A 22,356-nucleotide genomic window follows, 5' to 3' on the forward strand; every position below is an offset into this window, starting at 1 on the left:
CGTCAGCCCCGGCGTTAGCGGATGTTCGGGTCGAAGGTGAAGATCACCAGCGTGCCCAGGAGGACGGTGAACACCGTGGCGGTGTACAGCAGCATCTTCAGCCAGAAGCGGGTGTTGTCCCGCTGGGCGTAGTCGTTGATGACCGTACGCAGGCCGTTGGCGCCGTGCAGCATCGCGAGCCACAGCATCAGCAGGTCCCAGACCTGCCAGAACGGCGAGGCCCAGCGGCCGGCCACGAAGGCGAAGCCGATCTTGGAGACGCCGCCGTCCAGCACCAGCTGGATCAGCAGGTGGCCGAGGACCAGGACGACCAGCACGATGCCGGACAGCCGCATGAAGAGCCAGCCGTACAGCTCGAAGTTGGTCCGCGTCGACTTCGGGGTCTTCTCGGTGCGCTTGCGGGGCGGCTCGATGACGGGCGCGGGGTTGTCGACGTCGTAGAGGGTGACGTCGGACGCGCCGGCGGGGGAGGTCGTTTCAGCAGACATCTCGCGTCATCAGCTCCCGAACAGCGTGCGCAGGGTGTGCTGCAGCACGGGGTAGAAGGCACCGGCCATCAGTACGACCCAGACGCCCACAACGGTCCACAGCATCTGCTTCTGGTACTTCGGGCCCTTGGACCAGAAGTCCACGGCGATGACGCGGAGACCGTTGAGTGCGTGGAAGAGGATCGCGGCGACGAGGCCGTACTCCAGCACGTTGACGATGGGTGTCTTGTACGTCGCGACGACGTCGTCGTAGGCCTCGGGCGAGACGCGGACGAGAGCGGTGTCGAGGACGTGCACGAACAGGAAGAAGAAGATGAGGACGCCAGTGACTCGGTGAGCCACCCAGGACCACATGCCTTCCCGGCCGCGGTACAGCGTTCCAGCCGGCACGGAAAAACCCTCCGGGAGCGGGGATTGGGGCCTGCCGGCTTCTCTGTCGGTCTGGCCCGGCCGGATACGGTCCACCGGCCCTGGTCATCGTAGCGACGCCTTGTCGGTTCATTGCCCCGGGGCCCTACAGGTGTGATCAAACAGCCACCAACGGGCTATCACACAAGAGCAAAACGGGATGTTATGCGCATCCCGTGATAAAGCGCGCCAAACGCCCGCGAACGGTGCGGCGCAGCTCATCTGCGGCGACCGCCCGCTCTTCGTCCGGGTCGTGGCCCAGCCGGGTGCGGATACCGGCCAGCATCTGGTCCAGGACCTCGTCCTCGCCGTAGCCGTCGAGGCAGATCACGAAGGCGTGGCGGAAGCGGCGCTCGTACTCGGCGTGGGCGGCGCGCAGCGCGGTGTGCGCGGCGAGGGTGCCCGGGCCGCGGGCGCCGAGCGGCGGCATGGGGGAGGCCGACTCGGCGGCCAGCGCCTCGTCCAGATCGGCGGCGGCGAGGTCGTAGCAGCCCTCGTCGGAGGCGGCGAGCAGCGCGCCGAGGTCCGGATACGGGCGGTGCCGGGCCAGCCGCTGGGCCCAGCGGAGGCTTCCGCAGCAGGTCAGCAGCGCGGCCCGGGCTTCCTCGGGCGGCAGCGCGTTGAAGGCGGTGGGCACGACGGTGTCCGAAAGCGGGGGCCGGGCGCCGTGGCTCTGCGAGGGTATGCCGCGCCAGGGGGCGCACGACGGGCGCAGCATCGTCGGCCGGGCGGCCGGGGTGTCACCGGACAGCGGAGGCTCCTCGGGAGGATCGGACGAGCGGGGTGGTGCGGGCGGGCCGGGGTACGGCGGCTGACGGAGGCGGTGCGGGCTTCGGATCGCTGGCGCGGCGGCCGGGGCGTGTCATGGCGACGGAGGCGTCGGCCGGGGCCGTCCGGAGATCCGGACACCCTGCGCGCGGTGTGATGAACCGAAACGCCACCGTAACGACGCCGGGTGGCCCCTGTCCGACGGATGCGCGAATTTCACCCGGATGAGAGAGGTTTTCCCTAGGGCATGTCCCTGATCTTCCGCCGGGTCCACGACGGGATGTCAGGGACACACCCCAGGGACCGCCTCCGGCGCGACGGTGCCCGCCCGCGGGCCGGTGCGCCGGGGGCGGCCCGCCGCGCCGGGCGGGCGCCGCCGCCGGGGTCCGCCCCCGGGAGCGGCGCCCCGGGACGCGGCGGGACCCGCGCTCCCCGTACCGGCGCGTCCGGCCGCGGGGAGCCGCGGTACAGCGAGCAGAGAACCGAGCAGCAGAGGAGCGCGCGATGCCCTACCCGAGTCGGTCCGGACGCCCCGAACGGCCGAAGGCGGCACCGGAGAATGCGCCGCCGGGCGAGTGGCCCGGGCGGCGGCCCGGGAAGCAGCCGGTGCGGCGGTCCGGCGGCCGGTCGCCGGTGGCCCGGGCGGCGCTGCCCGCCGCGCTGGTGGCCGCCGCGCTCACGCTCTCCGCCTGCTCCGACGCGGCGGACTCCCGGGCGCCGGGCGCTACCGGCCGCGGCGCCTCGCCGCTGCCCACCCCCACCTGGCAGAAGGTCACCGGCACCCCGCGCACGGTCCCCGCCGTACGGGACTTCCGGCCGGCCGACGGGCAGGGCTGGCGGCCGTCCAAGGGCGCCCGGATCGTGGTGCCCGCCGGGGAGAAGAGCAGCGTCGCCGACGAGGCGCGGCTGCTCGGCCAGGATCTGGGCGGGATGCCCGTCGTCTGGGGCGACGAGCCGGTGCGCCCCGGGGACGTCGAGGTGAAGCTGGCCGGGACGAACGGCAAGGGGCTGCCGGAACGGCCGAACAACGCGCCCACGGGCGACACCGCCGACGAGGCGTACACGGTGACCGCCCGCGGCTCCCGGCTCACCCTCGCCGCCCCCACCGACGCCGGGGTCTTCTACGCCACCCGGACCGTCAAGCAGGCGGTCCGCGCGGCCGGCGGGCTGCCGGAGGGCACGATCGAGGACCGGCCGGACCGGGCGCAGCGCGGGATGCTGCTGGACAACGCCCGTAAGCCGTTCACCGCCAGCTGGATCGAGGACCGGGTCCGGGAGCTGGGCGATCTCAAGCTCAACCAGCTCCAGCTGCACTTCTCCGACGACCAGGGCTTCCGCATCGAGAGCGAGAGTCACCCGGAGATCGTCTCCAAGGACCATCTGTCGAAGGACGAGGTCCGCCGCATCCTGCGGCTGGCGCACTCCCGCCACATCAGCGTGATCCCCGAGATCGACTCGCCGGGCCACCTCGGCGCCGTCCTCGACCACCACCCCGACCTCCAGCTGCGCAACGCGGGCGGGACGGTGCTGCGCGGCGCGATCGACATCTCCAAGCCCGCCGCCGGGAAGCTCATCGACGACCTGATCGGCGAGTACGGCAAGCTCTTCGAGGTGCCCAAGGGCGCCGCCGCCTACTGGCACCTGGGCGGCGACGAGTACCAGGCGCTGACGGTCGCGAACCCGGCCGCGTCCTACCCGGGTCTGGCCCAGGCGGCCCGGAAGAAGTACGGGGCGAACGGCACCATCGAGGACCTGGCGACCGGCTGGCTCAACGACCGGCAGCGCGCCGCCGAGAAGGCCGGGCGCGACCGGATCGAGGCGTGGAACGACGGCTTCTTCAAGGACACCCACGTCCAGGCGGACAAGAACCGCACCGTCGGCTACTGGACCGGCAAGGAGATCGGCGCCAACGACCCGGCCCGCTTCCTGCGCGAGGGCCGCAAGGTGGTCAACCTCAACGACGAGTACCTCTACTACGTCCTCGGCGAGCCGAATCAGTTCACCTATCCGACCGGTGAGCGGATCTTCCGCGAGTGGACGCCCGCGGTGCTGCGTCACACCTCGCCCGTCGACGTCCCGGCGAGCATGACCACCCCGGACCGCATCCCGGGCGCCCGCTTCGCGATCTGGTGCGATCTGGCGCACGCCCAGACGCCGCAGCAGATCGCCCAGGGCATCCGGATGCCGCTGGCGGCGCTGTCGCAGAAGGTGTGGGACCCGCGGAAGCCCGCGATGAGCTGGACGGACTTCAAGGAGCTGGCGACGAAGGTGTCCGGCAAGAGCTGAGACGGAGGGGGCGGAAAGGCCCCGGGCGAGCCCGCCGACCGGGCGCGAGGGACGGCCGAGGCCGCCACCCCCCACAGGAGAGGCCCCGGCCGTCGTTCGCGGGAGAGGTCGTGGACCCCTCAACCGATACAGCGCCGTACGCGCCAAAAGCGTCACAGGGGGTGTGGAAGGCCGCACCCCAGCGGTCTGGACGGCGGCCGTGCGGGGCCCGTAACGTGCCACTTCGCGCCGGTCGGCGCGCTTGTCGTACGTCTGCCGCGGCCGGAGTCGGGCCGCCGTCAACGGGGGGTTCGATGGATCGATGCGCGCGATACGCGCGGTACGTCCCGGGCCGCCCGTGGCGGATTCCGGGCCCGGGGACCGCCGCGGTGATCAGCCGGTATACCGTCTGCGGAACCATCGGGGTCACCGGGGGTTTCGCGGCTGTCGCCAGAGGCGGCGGCCGGTAGCGGGCAGTGGGGCAGCAGCAAGGACCGGGCAGCGGAGATTCCGCACGTGACAGGAATGGACCCGTGCGAGGGGACGACACTCAGCCGGACGACACTCGGCTGACCGCTGCGGTGCAGGCGGCACAGGACGGCGACGAGACGGCGTTCCGCGCGGTCTACCGTGCGGTGCACCCCCGGCTCCTGGGCTATGTGCGGACGCTGGTGGGCGAGGCGGACGCGGAGGACGTGGCGTCGGAGTCCTGGCTCCAGATCACCCGGGACCTGGGCCGGTTCAAGGGGGACGCCGACCGGTTCCGCGGCTGGGCGGCCCGGATCGCCCGTAACCGTGCCCTGGACCACATCCGGATGCGTGGCCGCCGCCCGGTGAGCGGCGGCGACGAGAGCGAACTCGTCGACACCCCGGCGCTCTCCGACACCGAGGGCGAGGCGCTCGCCGCCCTCGGCACCGGCCGCACGCTGCGGCTGATCGCCACGCTCCCGCAGGACCAGGCGGAGGCGGTGGTGCTGCGGGTCGTCGTCGGACTGGACGCCAAGAGCACCGCGAAGGTCCTCGGCAAGCGGCCCGGCGCGGTCCGTACCGCCGCCCACCGCGGGCTGCGCCGCCTCGCCGAACTCCTCGGCGACCGGGCGGAGGACGAGGACGGGGCGGACGCCGGACCCGTCACCGAGGGCGACGGCGCGGCGGACGGTGCCCCCGGCCGCCGGGCGCGCGGCGGGCCGCGCGGGGGTGGTGGAACGATGGGCGGGGTCCCCGTACAGGGGCGAAGACGCCGTGACGGCGTGGCGGAATCGTACGTACCGGGTGTGACGGAAACGGCCGCGCGAACGCAGAAGGACATGTGATGGCCGACGACCGGTACAACTGGCTCGACAACGATGCCGCGGAGCGCCTGCTGCGCGGCGAGCCGGTCGGCACCACCGCAGACGGCGCGCGGGAACTCGCCCTGCTGCTGGAGGGTGCGGCCCCCGCCGAGCCCGCCGCCGGTCCGCTGCCCGGCGAGGAGTCCGCCGTCGCCGCCTTCCGCCGGGCCCACCCCGCCGCACCGTCCCGCCCGGTGGCGCGCGCCGGTCTCGCCCGGCCCTTCCGGCGCGGTTTCGCGGTGGCGCTGGCGGCCTGCGCGCTCGGCGGGGTGGCGGTGGCCGCCGGTACGGGCGTGCTGCCCAGCCCCTTCCGGCCCGGCCCCGATCCGGCCTCCAGCGTCTCCACGGACGTCAGCCCCGGCACTCTCGAAACCCCGGACCCCGGCACCACCGCGCCCGGTTCGCCGGACGCGACGGCGGGGGAGCGGCCGACCGACGACGCGACGGTCTCCCCGACCCCGGACGCCTCGCACACCACCACCACCCCGCCGCCCTCCGCCACCACCCGGGCCCCCGGCCGCGGGGTGCCCGGCGTGCCCGGCAACGGCAACGGCAAGAACGGTTCGGCGGACCGTCGCGAGGTGGTGCTGGCGCTCTGCCGCGACTACGAGGCGGGCAAGCGCGGCGACATGGACCGCGACACCCTCCAGCGGCTGGAGCGCGCCGCCGGGGGCCCGGCGAAGATCCACGCGTTCTGCCGCCGCTATCTCCAGCAGCAGGGCAACGGGAACGGCAACGGCGGCGGGGACGGCAAGGGCGACGGCGGGGGCAACGGCGACGGCAACGGCAACGGTGACGGCGGCGCGGGCGGCGGTCAGGGCGGCGGCCACGGCGGCGACGACGACGGTGACGGACAACCGTCCACCGCGCCCGAGCCCCCCGAGTCCGGCGACCCGGACCCCGTCCCCACGTCCCCCGAGCCCTCGGACACGGTGACGCCGACGCCCACCACCAGCACGGACGACACGGCTCCCGCCCCGGTGTGACGTTTTTGCGGCGCCCGGCGCAGTACTGAGTGAGCCGACTGGTCATCGGCGGCGCGCGGGCCGGGTTCCCCCCGTACCCAGGCACCTCGCGCACCTGGCGCGGGCGGGGCACGTTCCCCCGGCCCTGCCCGCGCCCCCCACTTCCCCGCGCCCCGCGGGTCCCGCCGCCTCGTGTCCGGTGGCGCCGTTCCCGCGGCGCCCGGTGGGGGACGGTCCGGCCGCCGGGCGGGGCGTGCGGGGGCTACGTCACACTGGTGGCATGTCGTCACCCCGCCGCGCGTGCCCCGTCTGCACCCGAGAGATCGCCGTCGTCGGCGGCCGCTTCGCCCGCCACGACCCGCCCGGGCGGCGCACGGTGCTGGAGCTGGTCTCCTGCCCGGGGTCGCGGCGGATCGCCCCGATGATGGCACCGGCGGAGAAGCTCTTCGACCCGGAGGAGCCGCCGTTCCCCGGCCAGCAACCGCTGTTCTGAGCGGTACGCGCCGGAGCCGTCAGGGCGCCAGTACGTCCAGTTCGGCCATGGCGCCGACGGTGATCTGACGCGTCAGCTCCTCGGCGCGCGCCGCGTCCCCGACCCGTACCGCCTCGGCGACCTGGACGTGCAGCGAGACCGCCGCCGGGTCCGGGTCGGTGAACATCACATGGTGGGCGGTGCGGCCGGTCAGGACGGCGGCGACGACATCGCCGAGCCGGGCGAACATCTCGTTGCCGGAGGCGGTCAGCACCACGCGGTGGAACGCGGTGTCGTGCACCAGGTACGCGTCGAGCTGCTGGCCGCGGGAGGTGGCGACCATGCCCATGGCGTGTTCGGTGAGCGCGGCGCACTGGGCGGGGTCGGCGTGGACGGCGGCGAGCCCCGCGGCGACCGGTTCCACGGCGGAGCGCAGCACGGTCAGCGAGCGCAGCTGCCGGGGGCGGTCGCGTCCGGCCAGCCGCCAGCTGATGACCCGTGGGTCGTAGACGTTCCACTCCTCGGTCGGCAGGACCGTGACGCCGACGCGGCGGCGGGAGGTCACCAGCCGCATGGATTCCAGGACCCGGATCACCTCGCGGACGACGGTGCGGGAGACGTCGAACTCCGCCGCCAGCTCCTCGGTGCGCAGGACCGTGCCCGGCGGATGATCGCCCGCGGTGATCGCCGGACCGAGGGCTTCGAGCACCCGTGTGTGCGGCCCCTGCCCCTGGTTCTCCATGGGGATCACCCTACGTTCCGCCCGACTGCCACTTTAAGTATGACGTTTGCGCCACACTCTCTTGAATAAGTCGTACGTAATGGGTTTCAGTGGGGTGTCCTACCGAGGTCGAAGAAGACAGCGAGGTACCCGGGAATGAGCACGCCCCACGTCATCGTCGTGATGGGAGTTGCCGGCACCGGCAAGACGACGATCGGCCCGCTGGTCGCCGAGGCGCTCGGTGTGCCGTACGCCGAGGGCGACGACTTCCACCCACCGGCCAACATCGCCAAGATGACCGCCGGGACCCCGCTGGACGACGCCGACCGCGGCCCATGGCTGGATGCCATCGGTGCCTGGGCCCATGAGCGGGCCGGGCACGGCGGCGTGGTCAGCTGCTCCGCCCTCAAGCGCGGCTACCGCGACCGGCTGCGCGCCGCCGCCCCCGAGGTGGTCTTCCTCCACCTCACCGGCGACCGCGCGCTGATCGAGCGTCGGATGGCCGAGCGCAAGGGCCACTTCATGCCGACCGCGCTGCTCGACTCGCAGTTCGCCACCCTCGAACCCCTCGGCGCCGACGAACGCGGCGTCGCGGTGGACGTCTCGGGCACCCCCGAGGAGATCGCCGCCCGCGCCGCCGACGCGCTCCGCGCCCCGGCCGTCTGACCCCTGGGCCCCCGGGCCCGCCCCTCCCTCCCCTCCTCTTCCTCCTAGGAATCGCCGTGACTCATCTCAGCGTCGAGATGCTCGCAGCGGACGCGGTCGAGCCGATCACCTCGGCCGGTCATGCGCAGCTGGGCATCGCCGTTCTGGCGGGCATCGCCGTCATCGTTGTGCTCATCACCAAGTTCAAGCTGCATGCCTTCCTGTCGCTGATCATCGGTTCGCTGGTGCTCGGTGCGGCCGCCGGGGCGCCGCTCGATGCGGCCATCGCCAGCTTCTCCGCCGGACTGGGCTCGACGGTCGCCGGTACGGGCGTGCTCATCGCCCTCGGCGCGATCCTCGGCAAGCTGCTCGCGGACTCCGGGGGCGCCGACGAGATCGTCGACACGATCCTGGCGAAGGCGAAGCGGCGGTCGATGCCCTGGGCGATGGTGCTGATCGCCTGCGTCGTCGGGCTGCCGATCTTCTTCGAGGTCGGCATCGTGCTGCTGATCCCGGTGGTCCTGCTCGTCGCCAAGCGCGGCAACTTCTCCCTGATGCGCATCGGCATCCCGGCGCTGGCCGGACTCTCCGTCATGCACGGCCTGATCCCGCCGCACCCCGGGCCGCTCGTCGCGATCGACGCGGTCGGCGCCAACCTCGGCATCACCCTCGCCCTCGGCGTCGTCGTGGCGATCCCCACCGCGATCGTCGCCGGGCCGCTCTTCTCCCGCTACGCCGCCCGCTGGGTCGACATCGAGCCGCCCGAGAACATGGTCCCCGAGCGCGCCTCGGCGGAGCTGGCGAAGCGTCCGCGGTTCGGTGTCACCGTCGCCACCGTGCTGCTGCCGGTCGTGATGATGCTGGCCAAGGCGCTGGTGGACATCGTCGTCGACGATCCGAAGGACTCCGTGCAGCGGGTCTTCGACGTGATCGGCTCCCCGATGATCGCGCTGCTGGCCGGTGTCGTCGTCGCGATGTTCACACTGGGCCGCGCGGCCGGATTCACCAAGGGGCGGATCGCCACCACCGTCGAGTCGTCGCTCGGCCCGATCGCCGGGGTGCTGCTGATCGTCGGCGCCGGTGGCGGCTTCAAGCAGACGCTGGTGGACGCGGGCGTCGGCCAGATGATCCTGGACATCTCCAAGGGCTGGAACATCTCCGCGCTGCTGCTGGCCTGGCTGATCGCCGTCGCCATCCGCCTGGCGACCGGCTCCGCGACGGTGGCCACCATCTCCGCGGCGGGCCTGGTCGCCCCGCTCGCCGCCGATATGAGCAGCACCCATGTCGCCCTGCTGGTCCTCGCCATCGGCACCGGCTCGCTGTTCTTCAGCCACGTCAACGACGCCGGATTCTGGATGGTCAAGGAGTACTTCGGCATGAACGTCGGCCAGACCCTCAAGACCTGGTCGGTGATGGAGACGCTGATCTCGGTGGTCGGCATCGCCTGCGTGCTGCTGCTGTCGCTGGTGGTCTAGCGGACAGGCGCTTCTCCCGAGGGGCCGTACGGGCGGATCGCCGCCGGTACGGCCCCGTCGTATGTCCGCGTAATCGCAGGTCAGGCCGTGGTCGACGGCCGTTTCAGGAGGACGATGCCGTCCTGGTCGGTGATCTGGCGGTAGCCGTGGGCGCGGTAGAGGTCGAGCATGCGGGCCGTGCCGGCCGCCGGGCAGGGTGTCTTGACGGTGGGGTCGTGCCGGTCGGAGATCACCCAGTCCGGCAGCCGGGCGGGCAGCCCGGTGGGCGCCGCGGGGTCCGGGCCGGTGCCGAAGCAGACCAGGCTGACGGTGGTGCGGCCGGTCAGGAACGGCGCCAGCCGGTTGGACGAGGCGACCCGCGCACCGTCCGGGATCCGCGCCGCCACCTCCTCGGCGGTGCGGACGTGCGCCGGGGTGCGCCAGGCCGAGGGGAGCACCAGGTCGTGGAAGGGGTAGACGGCCGCGGCGATCAGCGTGAACGTCGCGGAGAAGGCCAGCACCCGGCGGCGCCGACGGGCCGGGAACAGCTCCGGCCTGCGGTGCAGCACATCGATCAGACCGGCGAAGACGAGCGGCATCAGCACGGCGTTGTAGTGGAAGTTCGGCTGCCAGTAGTGCTCGTTCCCGGCCACCAGCCGCCAGCCGAGGGTGGGCAGACAGAGCAGCGTCAGCGGGGAGCGCAGCCCGAAGAAGGCGGTGGGCGCGGCCAGCATGAACAGCAGCAGCCACTTCATCGGCGGCCAGAAGAGGTGCAGCGCCGCCGACACGAGGCCGGTCCCGCCGCCGGACGGCGCCCCGCCCGGCAGCTGCTGCCAGTAGTCGAAACCGCCGTGCGGATTCATCGCGGGCAGCAGGACCAGCATCTCCACCGCGGTGCCCGCCACCCCGACCACGACGGCGGCGAGCCCGAGCCACCACGGTCCGCGCGACCGCTCCCCGGGGCGGGCGCGCCGTTCGCGCCCCGTCTGCCACATCACATAGCCGCCGACCGCGGCCAGGGTGAGCCCGAGGTCCTCCTTGACCAGCAACAGCGGGAGGGACCAGGCCAGCGCCGCCCGCCACCGGCGTTCGCCGAGCGCCGTGACGGCGAAGGCCAGCAGCGGGACGGCGAAGCAGATCTCGTGGAAGTCCTTGGTGACCGCCGTGGCGATGCCCCACGAGGCGCCCATGCCGCAGCCGATGACGAGCCCCGCGACCGGCCCGGCCGCGCGGTGCGCCCACCGGGTGAGCGGATAGCACGCCGCCGCCATCAGGGCGGCCTGGACGACGAGCAGGGTGGTGGCGTCGGGGAAGAGCCGGTAGACGGGGGCGACGAGGACCAGGATCGGGTGGAAGTGGTCCCCGAGGAGGTTGAAGCCGGGGCCCTTCAACTCCACGACCGGCGCCCGGCCGTGGGCGTAGGCGCGGATCGCCTGCTCGAATATCCCCAGGTCGTAGCCTGCGTTGAGCATCTGGCCGTGGCGCAGCAGCGAGACGACGGTGTAGAGGACGAAACAGGCCACGGAGAGCGACCAGGCCAGGGCCCGCGGGCCGGGGATGCGGTCGCGCAGCGCCGGGAGGAGACGCCCGGGGAGACGGGCGAGGCGCCCGCCGGATCCGTCGTCCCCCGGCGGCCGTTGCGCGGCGGCGTCCGCCGGTTTCCGGGCCCCCGGTAGGCGGCCGGTGTCCGCCGCGTCCCGGGCGGTGCGCCCGGTCGTCACGGGTATGCCGTCGCTCCGCTCCGCCGACTGTGTCATCGCCCCACCTGTGCTCGGCCCGCCGGACGCCGCCCCGCCGCGGGCGGGCGGAAGGTGCGGCGCGCGGCGGGGACGCCGGGCGCCCGGGCGGCCACGGGAGTGTAGACCGGGCGGTGCGCCCGGCGGCCCGGCCGCGGCGCGTCGGGGAACCGGTGGCGCCCGCCCGCCCGCTGACGGGCCGGTGGCACCCTCAGCCGCTCAGCTCCACCCGGGCGAGGACGTTCACCCCGTCCGCCCACCGTGTCGAGGCGTTGGCGCAGCGCACCGGCAGGCCCCGGTCGGGGAAGTCCGGGTCGGGGAGGGCGAGTCCGAGGTGGTGGACGCCGCGGGTGCCGCGGGGGACGGGGAGGCGGGCGCGGAGGGTGGTGGGCGCCGGGACGCCGTGGTCGTCGTCGGTCTCCGTACGGCCCCGCGGCTGCCAGCCGCGCCAGTCGGCCCGGGTGTCCACCGCGGACACCGGCCGCCCGGCCGCGTCCAGGAGCAGCAGCCGGACCGGCCGCGGATGCTTGGGCGGGGCGAAGCCGCGGTTGACGACGTCGACCTCCACCGGCAGCCGCCCGTCCCGGCCCACGCCCGCGGCGGCGTACCGGGCCTCGCGTATCTCGATCCGGTAGCCGAGGTGGTCGCGGAGGTACTCGAAGGCGGTACGGGGCACCGCGCGGCCCGCGCGGTCGCGGAAGTAGCCGTCCGAGAGCGGTAGGTGGGCCTCGCCGATCTGCGTCTCGGTGAGGTCCGTGGTCCGCCAGGCGGGGAGGGTCACGGTGGCGTTGTGGACCAGCGACAGGCTGTCGAAGCGGAGCGTCTGCAACCGCCGCGCCGCGGTGAGCGGCGGGATGACGGTGCTCCAGGCGTACGGATCGGTGCTCTGTCCCTTGTCCCAGGGCATCTCGCCGTCGGTCATCCGGTCCCGGGTGACGTCGAGATAGGTCGGCCAGCCGGGATTGCCGGGGACGTAGTAGTCCCATTCGCCCTCGCCCAGCGTCACATAGTCGTTGTGGAAGCCGATCCGGTCCAGGAGCGCCGTGTCGGTGATCAGTTCGCGGTGGGCGGCCTGCCGGAGCTGGGTGTGCAGACCCGGCGGCAACGCGTTGACCAGCGTCGTCATGATCGCGGTGACGGCGTCGGGGTAGGTCTCGTGGGCGTGGTAACTGCCGTGCCACTCGCCCCAGTCGCCGAGGAAGCCCGCCTGCCAGACGGCGACGGCGTCGCTGTTGCGGGCGATCACGGGCGCCAGCTGTCCGATGTGGCGCCGGATGTCCTGCACGGTGTAGCGGCGCTGCTCGCGGACGCCGTCGTCGTAGGCGAAGCGGAGGACCGCCGCGTACCCCCTGCCGCGGAGTGCGCGCAGGACGCGTTCGATGTTGTCGAGCGCGCTCCGCGGGATCTCGGAGGTCGCGAAGTCCCAGAGGTAGAAGTAGAGCTGGGTGAGGTGGGCGCCCCGCCCGTACCGGCGTTCCAGCAGGTCGAGGGTGCGGGCGGCGTCGGGGGAGTGGTCCTGTTCGTTCTCCCAGGGGCTGGTGAGATCCACGGCGTTGTACGACATCTCGTAGCGGAAGCCGCGCCGTGGATTGGTGAGCGGGGCGCGGCCGTCCGGGTCGTCGGGCCGGATGCCGCGGTGCGGGACGCGGTGCCAGACGGTCCCGGTGCGCGCCGGGACCGCGAGAGCCGGGGAGACGCCGAGCGGCACGGCGGCTGCCGCGCCCAGCGCGGTCGTCAGCAGGTGGCGGCGCGGCAGCGGCATGGGGGTCTCCCTACGGGCGGGGGCGGACGGTGGCGCCGAGTGTCGCGGCCGTCCGCCCGGCGGGCCATGGACGGAACGCGGCGGCGGCTGGACTTTTCCCGCCTCCGGGCGCCCGCGGTCCCCGCGTTCCGCCGGACGTCCCTACCGCAGCTGGGCGAGGAGACCGTCCAGAGCCTCCTTGAGGGCCGCGGTGTTGGCGGGGTCGAACCAGGTGGTGCGGATGCGCTCGTTGTTCCCCCGGGGCGTCTCGTGGTCGGCGGCGAGTTGGTGGAGGGGGCGGGTCTCGTCGCTCAGGGAGCGGCCGACGTTCCGGAACAGGCTGCGTACATACCGGTCGGCGGCGTCGGAGGCGATGCCGTGGTCGGTGGCCCAGGAGGTGAGCGTGGCGAGGTAGGCGTAGTGGGCGGTGAGCGTCCCGGTCAGGGCGGAGAAGACGTTGAAGGTGTCCTCGTCCGGGACGGGGAGTGCCCCGCCCAGCCGCTCGAAGAGGGAGTCCACCACCGGGTGCGAGGGGCAGGTCACGGTGGTGGAGCGGCGCTCGCGCACCGCGGGCAGCGGGATGGCGCGGATGATCGGGGCGCCGGTGCCGAGGGTCCGGCGCAGGTCGTCGGTGGCGACACCGGCCATCAGGCTGATCACGATCTTGTCGTCGTCCCACCGCAGCCCGGCGAGGGCTCCGTGGTGGTCCTGGCGGCGCACGGCGATGATCACCACCTCGGAACGGTCCACCACCTCCTGGTTGTCGGCGCACACCCGCACGCCCTCGAAACGCTCGGACAGCCCGGCCGCGGTGCGCGCCCCTCGGGGCGAGAGGAAGACCTCCGGTGCCGCACCGCCCCCGCTGCGCAGGCCCTCGACGACGGCCTGGCCGATCTCGCCCACTCCGATGATGCCGATGCTCTGCACTCTGTCTCCTCCATGGTGTGCGGTGGTCGTGAACCGTCTCGGCACGGATCCGTACGGTCGCCGTCGGCTCCTCGTACGCGGATTCGTCGGGAGCCGGTCGTGTCGGTTTGCGGTCGTGCTCGTGCAGGTGGGGCCGGGGCGGGAGGCCGCTCGGCCGTGGGGCCCGAGGGCGGGGTGCGTCGCTCTCCGTCAACTCGCCAGGGCCGCGCGGAGGAACTGGCAGATCTCCGCCCGCGCGGCCTCGGCCTGCGGTTCCACACCGGGCAGGGTGAGGAACGCGTGCCTTGCGCCCGGGTACGTGGAGAGCCGTGTGGGTGTCCCGGCGGCGCGCAGCCGCTCGGCGTAGCGGCGGCCGTGGTCGGCGACCGCGTCCTGGGTGGGCACCACCACGAGCGCCGGGGCGAGCCCGCTCAGATCGTCCGCGTACAGCGGCGAGACGGCGCGGGCGTCGGCGCCGGGCGGCACGGCGAGCCGCTGGAAGAGCCGCAGTTGCGGCAGGGCCCGGGTGGGGCGGTACGCGTACTCGGTGACCGAGGCGTGGTCGAACATCGTCCCGGTCACCTCGACCGCGGGGTTGACCAGTATCTGCGCGGCCAGCCCCAGGCCGGTGTCCCGGGCCCGAAGGGCCGTCAGGGCGGTGATCAGCGCGCCGCAGCTCTCGCCGAAGACGGCGGTGCGCGCCGGGTCGACGCCCCACCGCGGGGCGTGCCGGAGCACCTGGGCGAGCGCGTCCCAGCCGTCGTCGGCGGCGTCCGCGAGCGGGCTGTCCGGGGCGAGGAGGCGGTGCTCGACCGAGACGACGACGGCGGGCAGCCGGGCGGCGAGGTGGCTGTTGGCCCAGTCGCACTGCGCCGCCGTGCCCACGAAGCCGCCGCCGTGGACATGGAGGACGAGCGGCAGGCCGTCCCGGGCCGCGGCCCCGCCGTCTCCTGCCCGGGTCGACCGGTACACCCGGACCGGGAGGTCGCGGCCGGGCAGGGCGATCTTCCGCCAGTCGATCGCGGCTCCGGGATCCGGCTCTCCGAGGATCGCGCGGGCCGCGCCGGAGGACCGGAAGCGGTTCTCCGCGTCGCGGTAGGCGAGCAGTTCCGCAGTCGTGATCGCCGAGAAGTCCGGCTCCGGCGGCCGGGTGGCGGCGGTGGTCTCGCTCATGTCTCCCCTTCTCCCCGCCCGGCCGGATGCCGGGCGTGCGGTGCGGTCGGAAAGCGCCTTGCCCGCATTATGCACGCACCGCGTGCATCGGCGAGTGCATAGAATGAGGCGGAGTGCGGACGAGAGGGGCGAGATGACGGGCCGAAGGCGATGGTCGACCGAGGAGATCCTGGACGCGGCGGCGGAACTGCTGCGCACCGGCGACGCCGAGTCGTTCAGCGTGCGCAGACTCGCCGCGGCGCTCGGGACCGACTCCTCCAGCCTCTACCGGCACTTCCGCAACAAGACCGAGCTGCTGCGTGCCGTCGCCGACCGGATCCTCCTGGCCGCCATGGACGGCCACCGCCCCGAGGGTGACTGGAAACAGCGCATCACCGCCCTGGCCCTGCGTCTGCGCGGGGCCTTCGGTGAGCAGCCCCAACTCGCCGCGGTGTGGGGGCGCCACGCCTCCGGCGGCACCGGATCCCGCCTGGTCATGGAGGAGTTGCTACAGGCCCTGCGCGCGTCCGGCCTGCCCGACGAGGAAGTCCCGGTGCGCTACCACCGCATCGTGATCCTCCTCGCCGCGCTGATCGCCTCCGAGGCCGGTATCAGCACCCTCACCCCCAAGGAGTACGAACAGGGCATGGAGCAGTTCCGCGTCGCGGTGCTCGGCGCCGACCCCGAACGCTTCCCCGCCCTGTCCCACTTCGCCCGCGACATCCGCCCCCTCGGAGCGGACCGCGGCGCCGCCTTCGAGGAGATCCTCGCCGCCCACCTCGCCCATATCGAGGCCCGGATCCCCTGACGTCCACGGATCACGGGAGCGATGCGGCCGGGCCGCGCCGCTGCCGCAGGCGCGGGCGGGAGCCGCCACCGGCCCCGCCCGTGCCGATCCCCGCTCAGCCCACCGGTCGGAGCGCCCCGTCGCCCAGGAACGGTCGCAGGGCTTCCGCCACGCGCCCCGGTGCGCCCTCCGCCGGTGCCGCCCAGGTGATGTAGCCGTCCGGGCGTATCAGATAGAGCGCGGCGTCCGGGCCGTAGGCGTCCCGGAGATGGCCGTGTGGGTCGAGGAGATCGGGGGACGGGCCCGCGGCGCGGACGGTGCGGAGGAGGGTCGGGTCGGCCGGGAGTGCGGCGGTGTCCAGCTCGACGTCGCCCAGTGCCAGCAGCGTGAAGTGCGGGCCCCGCAGCAGGTCGAAGAGGCGGACGGGGGCGCCGTCGGGGGTGGTGCAGGGGGCGTCCGGGGCGCGGTCACCGGCGTGCGGGACGGACTCGGGGACGTGCGGGCGCAGCTCCTGGGTGAGGGGGCTGTCCGGGTAGCCGATGCCGAGTTGGTGGAGGTCGCGGCTGCGGCGCCAGTTGCGGTCGCGGTGGAGGCGGGTGCTGGTGTCGAGGATGTGGTCGGCGATCGGCAGGCGCTCGGCCTCGTAGCTGTCGAGGAGGGTGTCGGGGGCGCCGTGGCGGAGCACCTGGCCGAGCTTCCAGCCGAGGTTGTAGGCGTCCTGCACACCGGTGTTGAGGCCCTGACCACCGGCGGGGGAGTGGATGTGCGCGGCGTCACCGGTGAGGAAGACACGGCCGGAGCGGAAGGTGTCGGCGCGGGCGGCCCGGGGGCGGTAGACGGAGGTCCACCGCACCTCGCGGATCTGCTCGGGGGTGAGATGGGTGTGGCGGGCGAGGGCGGCGCGGGTGCCTTCCTCGCTGGGGTCGGGGGTCTCGTCCGGGGCGATGACGAACACCTGGAAGAGGTCGGTGCGGGCCAGCGGGAGCATCATCACCCCGCCGAACTCGCCGGGCAGCACCCAGCGGTGCCAGTGGTCGCGGTCGAGCCCCTCGACGCGGACGTCGGCGAGGAGCGCCGCGCCCTCCTCCAGGGACGGCCCGCTCATGGTGATGCCCAGGGCGCGGCGGACGGTGCTGCGGCCGCCGTCGGCGGCGACCAGATAGCGGGCGCGCACCGGCCGTGAGACGCCGTCGGGCCCGCGGAGGGTGGCGGTCACCCCCTCCGTGTCCTGGGAGAACGTGGTGAGTTCGGTGCCGAAGCGGACCTCGCCGCCCAGCTCCCGCAGCCGGTCGTGGAAGAGCTTGACGGTGCGGAAGAGCGGCACCATCAGGATGTTGGCGTACGGGGTGGCGGGCGTCGGCTCGTAGCGCTCGACGGCGGTGAGGGATTCGACGAGGCGGCCGTCGCGCCAGACGCCGATCTCCGGGTAGGGACCGCCCCCCGCCTGCATGGCGTCCAGGAGCCCGAGGTCGTCGTAGACCTCCAGGGAGCGCGGCTGGTGGCCGGTGCCGCGGGCGCCGGGGGAGAGGGTCTGCTGCCGCTCGACGACGAGGGCGCGCAGTCCGCGGCGGGTCAGGTCGATGGCGAGGGCGAGGCCGGTCGGGCCCGCTCCGGCGATGAGGACGTCGACCGCGTCGCCGGGGTCCTCGGAGGTGGGCAGGGCTGCGGCGGTGGCCGCGACGGAGGTGTCCTTAACGTTGTTAAGTGCCATGCTTCCGAGACTGCGCTTAACGGTGTTAAGTTGTCAACATGGTTTCGCGCATCGACCGGAAAAAGATGGTGGACACCGCCCTCCGGCTGCTCAACGAGGTCGGTCTCGACAGGCTCACCGTCCGCCGCATCGCCACGGAGCTGAACGTCCAGGCACCCGCGCTCTACTGGCACGTCCGCAACAAGCAGGAGCTGCTCGACGAGATGGCCACCGAGATGATGCGCCGGATGTCCACCCCGCTGCTGGCGGAGCCCGAGTCCGCCGCCCCGTGGCAGGAGCAGCTGGCCGAGACCTGCCGCGGGATGCGCCACGGACTGCTCGGCTACCGCGACGGCGCCAAGGTCTTCAGCGGCACCCGGATGGTCGGCCACGGATACGCCGAGCCCTACGACGTCTTCCTGCGGCGGCTCGTCGGGGCGGGCTTCGCCTTCCCGGACGCGGTCCGGGCGTGGTGGACGGCGTACAACTTCACCGTCGGTCTGGTCATCGAGGAGCAGTCGGTCCACCCGGATCCGGCCCACCCGGAGTTCCGCGACCCGGCGTACGACGACGCGGACCGCACCGCGCGGCTCGGCGACCGCTATCCGTACGCGGCGCGCGCCGGTGCCGAGCTGTTCGGCGACATCGAGCGGAACTTCGAGGCGGGGCTGCGGATCATCATCGCCGGGATCGAGGCGACGACGGAGATACGGCCGACCGCGGGCTGACGGTGCCTTTTCGGCCGGGGCGCGCCACGCAAGCGCTTCCGGTCGGCCGCGCGCATACTGGCCGACATGCCTTTGGCGCCGCACCACATCGTCATCGACACCCATGATCTGCCCGCCCTGGCCCGGTTCTGGGCCGCGGTCCTGCGGTGGCGGATCCTGTCCGAGCGGGAGCGGGAGGTGGTGATCGGGCCGGACGAGAACGCCCCGGTGGGCATCTGCTTCATGCCGGTGACCGACCGCAAGACCGGCAAGAACCGTCTGCACCTGGATCTGACCACCACCGCGGAGGACCGGGAGGACGAGATCGCGCGCGTCCTCGCCCTCGGCGCCCGCCGGGTGGACGTCGGCCAGCGCGGCGACGAGTCGTGGACCGTCCTCGCCGACCCGGAGGGGAACGAATTCTGCGTGGTCCGGCCGAAGCGGACCCTCATCGGCTGAGGGCGCCCGCGCGCCGCGCGGGCGCCCCGGCCCCTCACCGCCTGGGGTCGATCGCCCGTTTCAGCAGCGGTGTCAGCGGGCGTTCCACCAGGCGGTGCAGGAGCCACGCCAGCAGCAGCATGGCGGTGACGGTCAGCGCCAGCGTCGCGGACGACGGCAGTCCGGCGCCGACGTGCAGGGCGTGCACGACGACCCAGCCCAGATGCTCGTGGACGAGGTAGAAGGGGTAGGTCAGCGCACCGGCGACGGTCAGCCAGCGCCAGTCCGCCCAGCGGAGGTGGCCCAGCGCGATGGCCCCGACGAGGACGAAACCGGCGGTGACGACGGCGACGATGCCGAACTGCGAGCGGTAGGAGAAGCCGCCCGCGGACGCCGGGTGCCAGAGTCCGGCCACCGCGAAATGCTGGCCGATCAACCAGCTGACCAGCACGATCGACCAGGCGATCGGATCGCGGGCGCCGTAGCGGTGCAGCAGGTACAGCCCGATGCCGCCGATGAAGAACGGTGCGTACTCCGGCATCAGCACGGTGTCCAGCAGCGGTTCATGGGCCGCCTGCGCCAGCGCGGCGGCCAGCGTCCAGCCCGCGCAGAACAGCACCACCCGGCGCCGGGTCGCCCCCGGCAGCACCACACAGAGCGCGAAGAGCGCGTAGAACCGCATCTCCGCCCAGAGCGTCCAGCACACCCCCAGCACCCGGTGGGCGCCGAGCGGCATCTGGAGCATCGTCAGATTGGTCAGCACCTCGCTGGGCTGCACGGTCTTGTACACCACGCCCGGCAGCGCGAAGACCGCCGTGACCAGCAGCACCGCGACCCAGTACGCCGGATACAGCCGCGAGATCCGGGAGGCGATGAACGCCCGCAGGGTGCGCCCCCAGCCGCTGAGACAGATCACGAAACCGCTGATCACGAAGAAGATCTGCACGCCCAGACAGCCGTACGCGAAGAAGCCCGAGGCGGTCGGGAACTGCGCGGCGGGCGAGGAGCCCCACGCCGTGCCGATCTCCCCGTCGCGTCCGCCGTAGTGGTACGCGGCGACCATCAGCGCGGCCAGCAGCCGCAGCCCGTCCAGCGCCCGCAGCCGGGACGGCGCACGGCGCGTCCGCTCCGGGGCGGCGGGCGGTGCGTCCGCCCCGGCTGCGGGCGCCGGGGCGGTCAGCTGCCCGGTCATCCGGTCGCGACCCGCTTCTTCAGCCGCCGCTGCACCGCCCGCGCCCGCCGCGCCACCCGCAGCACCGCCGGGTTGCGCGGCAGGAACGCCAGCTGCGACGGGATCGCGCCGGGCAGCGCCAGCGCGGTCAGCCGCCGCCGCTTGAAGTAGCGGCGGGTGTACGGCGTCAGATGAGCGCTCAGATACCGCTCGGCGGCCGGGCGCAGCTGCGGGTAGATCTGGTGCTGCATCGCATAGCCGACCGCCTCGACCAGACCCGGCGGCACCGGCTTGACCGCGGTGGCCGCCGGATCGTCGAGGTCCGGCACCGTCGCGTCCACGAGCGTCACCGGGATGCGGTTGCTGTTCTGGTACGGCGTGAGCCGCTCCAGCAGCATCCTGGTGCCGGTGCGGGCGACCGGCAGCCCGTAGAACGCGGACGCCGTCAGCAGCGCCGTGGAGAAGCAGCCGACGACGAGATCCGGCCGCATCCGGGCGTAGACGACCTCGGCGAGCACCGGGGTGTCCAGCACCGTCAGCGTCACATCGAGCTGCTCCGCCTCCCGCTCCAGGAGTCGCGACCAGCGCGCGGGGGCCGACGGATGCGGTTTGAAGACCAGTGTGCGGTGGCCGCGCGCGACCGCGCCGCGCACCATCCGTACGTGCAGGTCCTCCTCCTCCTGCGGGGTGAGGATGGCGAGCGCGGAGAGGTACTGGCCCAGCAGCAGCGCCCCGCCCTCCGGCAGCTCCAACGCGCCCGCCGCCTCGTCGAGTTCACCGAGCACCTTGGTGAACGCCGCCGTCGGCACGGTCTCCGCCGCCACCCCGAACTCGGTGAGCAGCAGCGGGACGAGCCCCGGCACCAGGTCCAGGTGGAGGAGCCGGTCGATGCGGGTGCCGACCAGCGGGTCGAGCTTGTTGCGGGTCGGGCCGTAGCTCATCAGCCCGTCCGCGTAGACGTCGACCGGCGCGTCCGGGAAGAGCTGCGCCACCGCCAGCGCCGGGTTGACCTGGATGGACTCCACGACCAGCGCCACGCGGTCGTCGCCCAGCCCCCACTCCTTGCGCAGATACCGCTCCCACAGCGGGACGTCGTCCGGGCGCGGGGACCAGCCGCCGGGGTGGAAGGGGTGGATGGTCTCGTTCCAGGACAGCACCCCGTCGAAGCGGGCGCGCAGCTTCGCGAAGCCGGGCGCCGCGTCCAGCGCCGGGGTGGTCTCCGGGGTCGCCGCGTTGTTGCAGATCAGCAGCAGATTGCGGTCGGCGGGGGAGAAGGCGCCGCTGTCCAGGGCGGCGGCGAGGGTCGCCGTGCCGTACAGGGTCGACGCCAGGAAGATGCGGGTCAGTGGCCGGGTACCCATCAGGCGGCGACCCCCGAGGTGACGGGTCGGCGGCGCAGCCGCCGCAGCCGGGACGCACGCTGCACATCCATGGAATCCAACGCTTCCTTCAGTACGTCCTGCGGCATACGCTTCAGCGCCGCCGCACTCAATTCCCGCAGTGCGCGCGCCACCTGCGGCTCAAAACGTTCCAGGGAGCCGAGATGGTGGGAAATGATCGCGCAATACGTCCGGACCGCTTTCGGAAGCAGTTTGTCCGCGTCCCGGTCCTGTGCGGTTTCCTCGATGACCTGATCGAATGCGCGCAGGAAATCCAATTGCCGTACATCGCCGATCTGGGTGAGCGACGAGGCGACCCCGCGCCGGTAGAACACCCCGAGCAGTCCGACCACCGCCATCGATTCCGCCTCGCGGTGCAGCCGCCAGATCCACGGTCGGTCCTCCGCCGTCCGCAGCCCGTCGCGGAACCGCAGCACCCCGCTGTCCAGCAGCCGCCGGTGGTAGACGCCCGCCCAGGCGTACGCGTAGTCGACGGAGGTGGAGCGGTCGGCGGGCAGGATCACGTCCCGCGGGTTCATCACCACCCCGCGCCGCCCGTGCGGCACCCGGCTGATGGTGCGGGCGCGCGCGGTGCACTGGACGTGGTCGGTGCGGACGAAGTCGCACCCCAACTCCTCGATGGCGCCCAGCAGATCGCTCAGATACCCGGGCGCCAGCCAGTCGTCGCCGTCCAGGAAGGTGAGGTACTCGCCGCGCGCCGCGTCGAGCCCGGTGTTGCGGGCGGTGGCGAGTCCGCCGTTCTTCTCGTGCCGCAGCAGCCGGGCGCCCGGCAGCTCCCGCTCGGCACGCTCCAGGATCTGCGGTGTCTCATCGCGCGAGCAGTCGTCGACGAGCAGGAATTCGAAGTCCTCCCGGGCGTTCGCCGCCAGGCTCTTGAGGGTGTCGGGCGCGTATGTCTGCACGTTGTAGAACGGCACGATGACGGAGAGCTTAACCACCCGGGTGACGTTAGGGGCGGCGCCGCCATTCGTCTTTACCGCGGGCGGGCGGCACGGTGAACGAAGAATGTCGGGACGGTTAACCGGCCCGAATCGGGGGCCGGTTCGCCATTCGGCGACCCGCTGTTAACCCTTTGTTGCGCGGTGGTTGGCCCGCCGAACCGAATCGATTC

General features: G+C 73.2%; 21 protein-coding genes. 9 read left to right on the forward strand and 12 right to left on the reverse strand.

Annotated elements, in window-relative coordinates; genetic code table 11:
• Window positions 1-14 precede the first annotated feature (14 nt).
• From IF23_RS0117300 to IF23_RS0117310, 3 genes are all read right to left on the reverse strand, one after another.
• The gene (locus IF23_RS0117300; protein ID WP_030284606.1) at window positions 15-488 is read right to left on the reverse strand and encodes a succinate dehydrogenase hydrophobic membrane anchor subunit; all 474 of its coding nucleotides are present in this window, start codon (window positions 486-488) and stop codon (window positions 15-17) included.
• Window positions 489-497: 9 nt separating this feature from the next.
• A complete protein-coding gene (sdhC, locus tag IF23_RS0117305; RefSeq protein WP_037678497.1) occupies window positions 498-878 on the reverse strand; it encodes a succinate dehydrogenase, cytochrome b556 subunit in 381 nt (126 codons plus the stop codon).
• A 181-nt stretch (window positions 879-1,059) separates the two neighbouring features.
• Window positions 1,060-1,533, reverse strand: coding sequence for a 2-oxo-4-hydroxy-4-carboxy-5-ureidoimidazoline decarboxylase (locus tag IF23_RS0117310; RefSeq protein ID WP_051739670.1), 474 nt, complete (start codon window positions 1,531-1,533; stop codon window positions 1,060-1,062).
• A gap of 635 nt (window positions 1,534-2,168) precedes the next feature.
• On the opposite strand from IF23_RS0117310, the gene IF23_RS0117315 reads away from it, so the two are divergent.
• From IF23_RS0117315 to IF23_RS0117330, 4 genes are all read left to right on the forward strand, one after another.
• A complete protein-coding gene (locus IF23_RS0117315; RefSeq protein ID WP_078654044.1) occupies window positions 2,169-3,950 on the forward strand; it encodes a beta-N-acetylhexosaminidase in 1,782 nt (593 codons plus the stop codon).
• A gap of 512 nt (window positions 3,951-4,462) precedes the next feature.
• The gene (locus IF23_RS0117320; protein WP_030284614.1) at window positions 4,463-5,242 is read left to right on the forward strand and encodes an RNA polymerase sigma factor; all 780 of its coding nucleotides are present in this window, start codon (window positions 4,463-4,465) and stop codon (window positions 5,240-5,242) included.
• Window positions 5,242-6,246 (forward strand): hypothetical protein, encoded by a 1,005-nt coding sequence (locus IF23_RS31320; protein ID WP_037678499.1) that lies wholly within the window; start codon window positions 5,242-5,244, stop codon window positions 6,244-6,246. The genes IF23_RS0117320 and IF23_RS31320 overlap by 1 nt, the downstream gene beginning before the upstream one ends.
• Window positions 6,247-6,505: 259 nt before the next feature.
• Window positions 6,506-6,718 carry a hypothetical protein gene (locus IF23_RS0117330; RefSeq protein ID WP_030284618.1) on the forward strand — a complete coding sequence of 71 codons (213 nt, stop codon included), beginning with the start codon at window positions 6,506-6,508 and terminating at the stop codon, window positions 6,716-6,718.
• Between the two features lie 19 nt (window positions 6,719-6,737).
• Here IF23_RS0117330 and IF23_RS0117335 read toward each other — a convergent pair whose 3' ends face one another.
• On the reverse strand, window positions 6,738-7,439 hold the full coding sequence (locus tag IF23_RS0117335; RefSeq protein ID WP_030284620.1) for a FadR/GntR family transcriptional regulator: 702 nt from the start codon (window positions 7,437-7,439) through the stop codon (window positions 6,738-6,740).
• A 135-nt stretch (window positions 7,440-7,574) separates the two neighbouring features.
• Between IF23_RS0117335 and IF23_RS0117340 the strand changes: the two genes are divergently transcribed.
• Both IF23_RS0117340 and IF23_RS0117345 read left to right on the forward strand, forming a co-directional pair.
• The gene (locus tag IF23_RS0117340) at window positions 7,575-8,084 is read left to right on the forward strand and encodes a gluconokinase (protein ID WP_030284622.1); all 510 of its coding nucleotides are present in this window, start codon (window positions 7,575-7,577) and stop codon (window positions 8,082-8,084) included.
• Between the two features lie 56 nt (window positions 8,085-8,140).
• Entirely contained in the window at window positions 8,141-9,538 is a 1,398-nt protein-coding gene (locus tag IF23_RS0117345) for a GntT/GntP/DsdX family permease (protein ID WP_030284624.1), read from the forward strand.
• Between the two features lie 80 nt (window positions 9,539-9,618).
• On the opposite strand, the gene IF23_RS0117350 is transcribed toward IF23_RS0117345, so the two are convergent.
• From IF23_RS0117350 to IF23_RS0117365, 4 genes are all read right to left on the reverse strand, one after another.
• Entirely contained in the window at window positions 9,619-11,274 is a 1,656-nt protein-coding gene (locus tag IF23_RS0117350) for a DUF2079 domain-containing protein (protein WP_078654046.1), read from the reverse strand.
• Between the two features lie 190 nt (window positions 11,275-11,464).
• Window positions 11,465-13,015, reverse strand: a complete 1,551-nt coding sequence (locus tag IF23_RS0117355) for a DUF4874 domain-containing protein (protein ID WP_030284628.1) — start codon at window positions 13,013-13,015, stop codon at window positions 11,465-11,467.
• A gap of 141 nt (window positions 13,016-13,156) precedes the next feature.
• Window positions 13,157-13,921, reverse strand: coding sequence for an NAD(P)-binding domain-containing protein (locus tag IF23_RS0117360; protein ID WP_030284630.1), 765 nt, complete (start codon window positions 13,919-13,921; stop codon window positions 13,157-13,159).
• Window positions 13,922-14,110: 189 nt separating this feature from the next.
• Window positions 14,111-15,073, reverse strand: coding sequence for an alpha/beta hydrolase fold domain-containing protein (locus tag IF23_RS0117365; protein WP_030284632.1), 963 nt, complete (start codon window positions 15,071-15,073; stop codon window positions 14,111-14,113).
• Between the two features lie 133 nt (window positions 15,074-15,206).
• On the opposite strand from IF23_RS0117365, the gene IF23_RS0117370 reads away from it, so the two are divergent.
• Window positions 15,207-15,860, forward strand: a complete 654-nt coding sequence (locus IF23_RS0117370) for a TetR/AcrR family transcriptional regulator (RefSeq protein ID WP_030284635.1) — start codon at window positions 15,207-15,209, stop codon at window positions 15,858-15,860.
• Window positions 15,861-15,954: 94 nt separating this feature from the next.
• Here IF23_RS0117370 and IF23_RS0117375 read toward each other — a convergent pair whose 3' ends face one another.
• A complete protein-coding gene (locus tag IF23_RS0117375) occupies window positions 15,955-17,550 on the reverse strand; it encodes an FAD-dependent monooxygenase (protein ID WP_078654047.1) in 1,596 nt (531 codons plus the stop codon).
• A gap of 38 nt (window positions 17,551-17,588) precedes the next feature.
• On the opposite strand from IF23_RS0117375, the gene IF23_RS0117380 reads away from it, so the two are divergent.
• Together IF23_RS0117380 and IF23_RS0117385 are read left to right on the forward strand one after the other, a co-directional pair.
• Entirely contained in the window at window positions 17,589-18,257 is a 669-nt protein-coding gene (locus IF23_RS0117380) for a TetR/AcrR family transcriptional regulator C-terminal domain-containing protein (protein ID WP_030284638.1), read from the forward strand.
• 66 nt (window positions 18,258-18,323) lie between these two features.
• The gene (locus IF23_RS0117385; RefSeq protein ID WP_030284640.1) at window positions 18,324-18,695 is read left to right on the forward strand and encodes a VOC family protein; all 372 of its coding nucleotides are present in this window, start codon (window positions 18,324-18,326) and stop codon (window positions 18,693-18,695) included.
• Window positions 18,696-18,729: 34 nt separating this feature from the next.
• On the opposite strand, the gene IF23_RS0117390 is transcribed toward IF23_RS0117385, so the two are convergent.
• The 3 genes from IF23_RS0117390 to IF23_RS0117400 are packed head-to-tail and all read right to left on the reverse strand — an operon-like array spanning window position 18,730 to window position 22,183.
• Window positions 18,730-19,866, reverse strand: a complete 1,137-nt coding sequence (locus IF23_RS0117390) for an acyltransferase family protein (RefSeq protein ID WP_030284642.1) — start codon at window positions 19,864-19,866, stop codon at window positions 18,730-18,732.
• Complete coding sequence (locus tag IF23_RS0117395) at window positions 19,863-21,206, reverse strand: polysialyltransferase family glycosyltransferase (protein ID WP_030284644.1); 1,344 nt, start codon at window positions 21,204-21,206, stop codon at window positions 19,863-19,865. The genes IF23_RS0117390 and IF23_RS0117395 overlap by 4 nt, the downstream gene beginning before the upstream one ends.
• A complete protein-coding gene (locus IF23_RS0117400) occupies window positions 21,206-22,183 on the reverse strand; it encodes a glycosyltransferase family 2 protein (RefSeq protein ID WP_030284645.1) in 978 nt (325 codons plus the stop codon). Before IF23_RS0117400 ends, IF23_RS0117395 begins: the two co-directional genes overlap by 1 nt.
• Window positions 22,184-22,356: the final 173 nt, after the last annotated feature.

The organism is Streptomyces catenulae, from assembly GCF_000718015.1.
GTDB classification, from domain to species: Bacteria; Actinomycetota; Actinomycetes; order Streptomycetales; family Streptomycetaceae; genus Streptomyces; species Streptomyces catenulae.

Bases quoted from the DNA above. Each gene is read 5' to 3' on its own strand.
- IF23_RS0117300 (WP_030284606.1), bottom strand. From the start codon at position 488: ATGTCTGCTGAAACGACCTCCCCCGCCGGCGCGTCCGACGTCACCCTC.
- IF23_RS0117315 (WP_078654044.1), top strand. From the start codon at position 2,169: ATGCCCTACCCGAGTCGGTCCGGACGCCCCGAACGGCCGAAGGCGGCA.
- IF23_RS31320 (WP_037678499.1), top strand. From the start codon at position 5,242: ATGGCCGACGACCGGTACAACTGGCTCGACAACGATGCCGCGGAGCGC.
- IF23_RS0117330 (WP_030284618.1), top strand. From the start codon at position 6,506: ATGTCGTCACCCCGCCGCGCGTGCCCCGTCTGCACCCGAGAGATCGCC.
- IF23_RS0117335 (WP_030284620.1), bottom strand. From the start codon at position 7,439: ATGGAGAACCAGGGGCAGGGGCCGCACACACGGGTGCTCGAAGCCCTC.
- IF23_RS0117340 (WP_030284622.1), top strand. From the start codon at position 7,575: ATGAGCACGCCCCACGTCATCGTCGTGATGGGAGTTGCCGGCACCGGC.
- IF23_RS0117350 (WP_078654046.1), bottom strand. From the start codon at position 11,274: ATGACACAGTCGGCGGAGCGGAGCGACGGCATACCCGTGACGACCGGG.
- IF23_RS0117355 (WP_030284628.1), bottom strand. From the start codon at position 13,015: ATGCCGCTGCCGCGCCGCCACCTGCTGACGACCGCGCTGGGCGCGGCA.
- IF23_RS0117365 (WP_030284632.1), bottom strand. From the start codon at position 15,073: ATGAGCGAGACCACCGCCGCCACCCGGCCGCCGGAGCCGGACTTCTCG.
- IF23_RS0117370 (WP_030284635.1), top strand. From the start codon at position 15,207: ATGACGGGCCGAAGGCGATGGTCGACCGAGGAGATCCTGGACGCGGCG.
- IF23_RS0117375 (WP_078654047.1), bottom strand. From the start codon at position 17,550: ATGGCACTTAACAACGTTAAGGACACCTCCGTCGCGGCCACCGCCGCA.
- IF23_RS0117380 (WP_030284638.1), top strand. From the start codon at position 17,589: ATGGTTTCGCGCATCGACCGGAAAAAGATGGTGGACACCGCCCTCCGG.
- IF23_RS0117385 (WP_030284640.1), top strand. From the start codon at position 18,324: ATGCCTTTGGCGCCGCACCACATCGTCATCGACACCCATGATCTGCCC.
- IF23_RS0117390 (WP_030284642.1), bottom strand. From the start codon at position 19,866: ATGACCGGGCAGCTGACCGCCCCGGCGCCCGCAGCCGGGGCGGACGCA.
- IF23_RS0117395 (WP_030284644.1), bottom strand. From the start codon at position 21,206: ATGGGTACCCGGCCACTGACCCGCATCTTCCTGGCGTCGACCCTGTAC.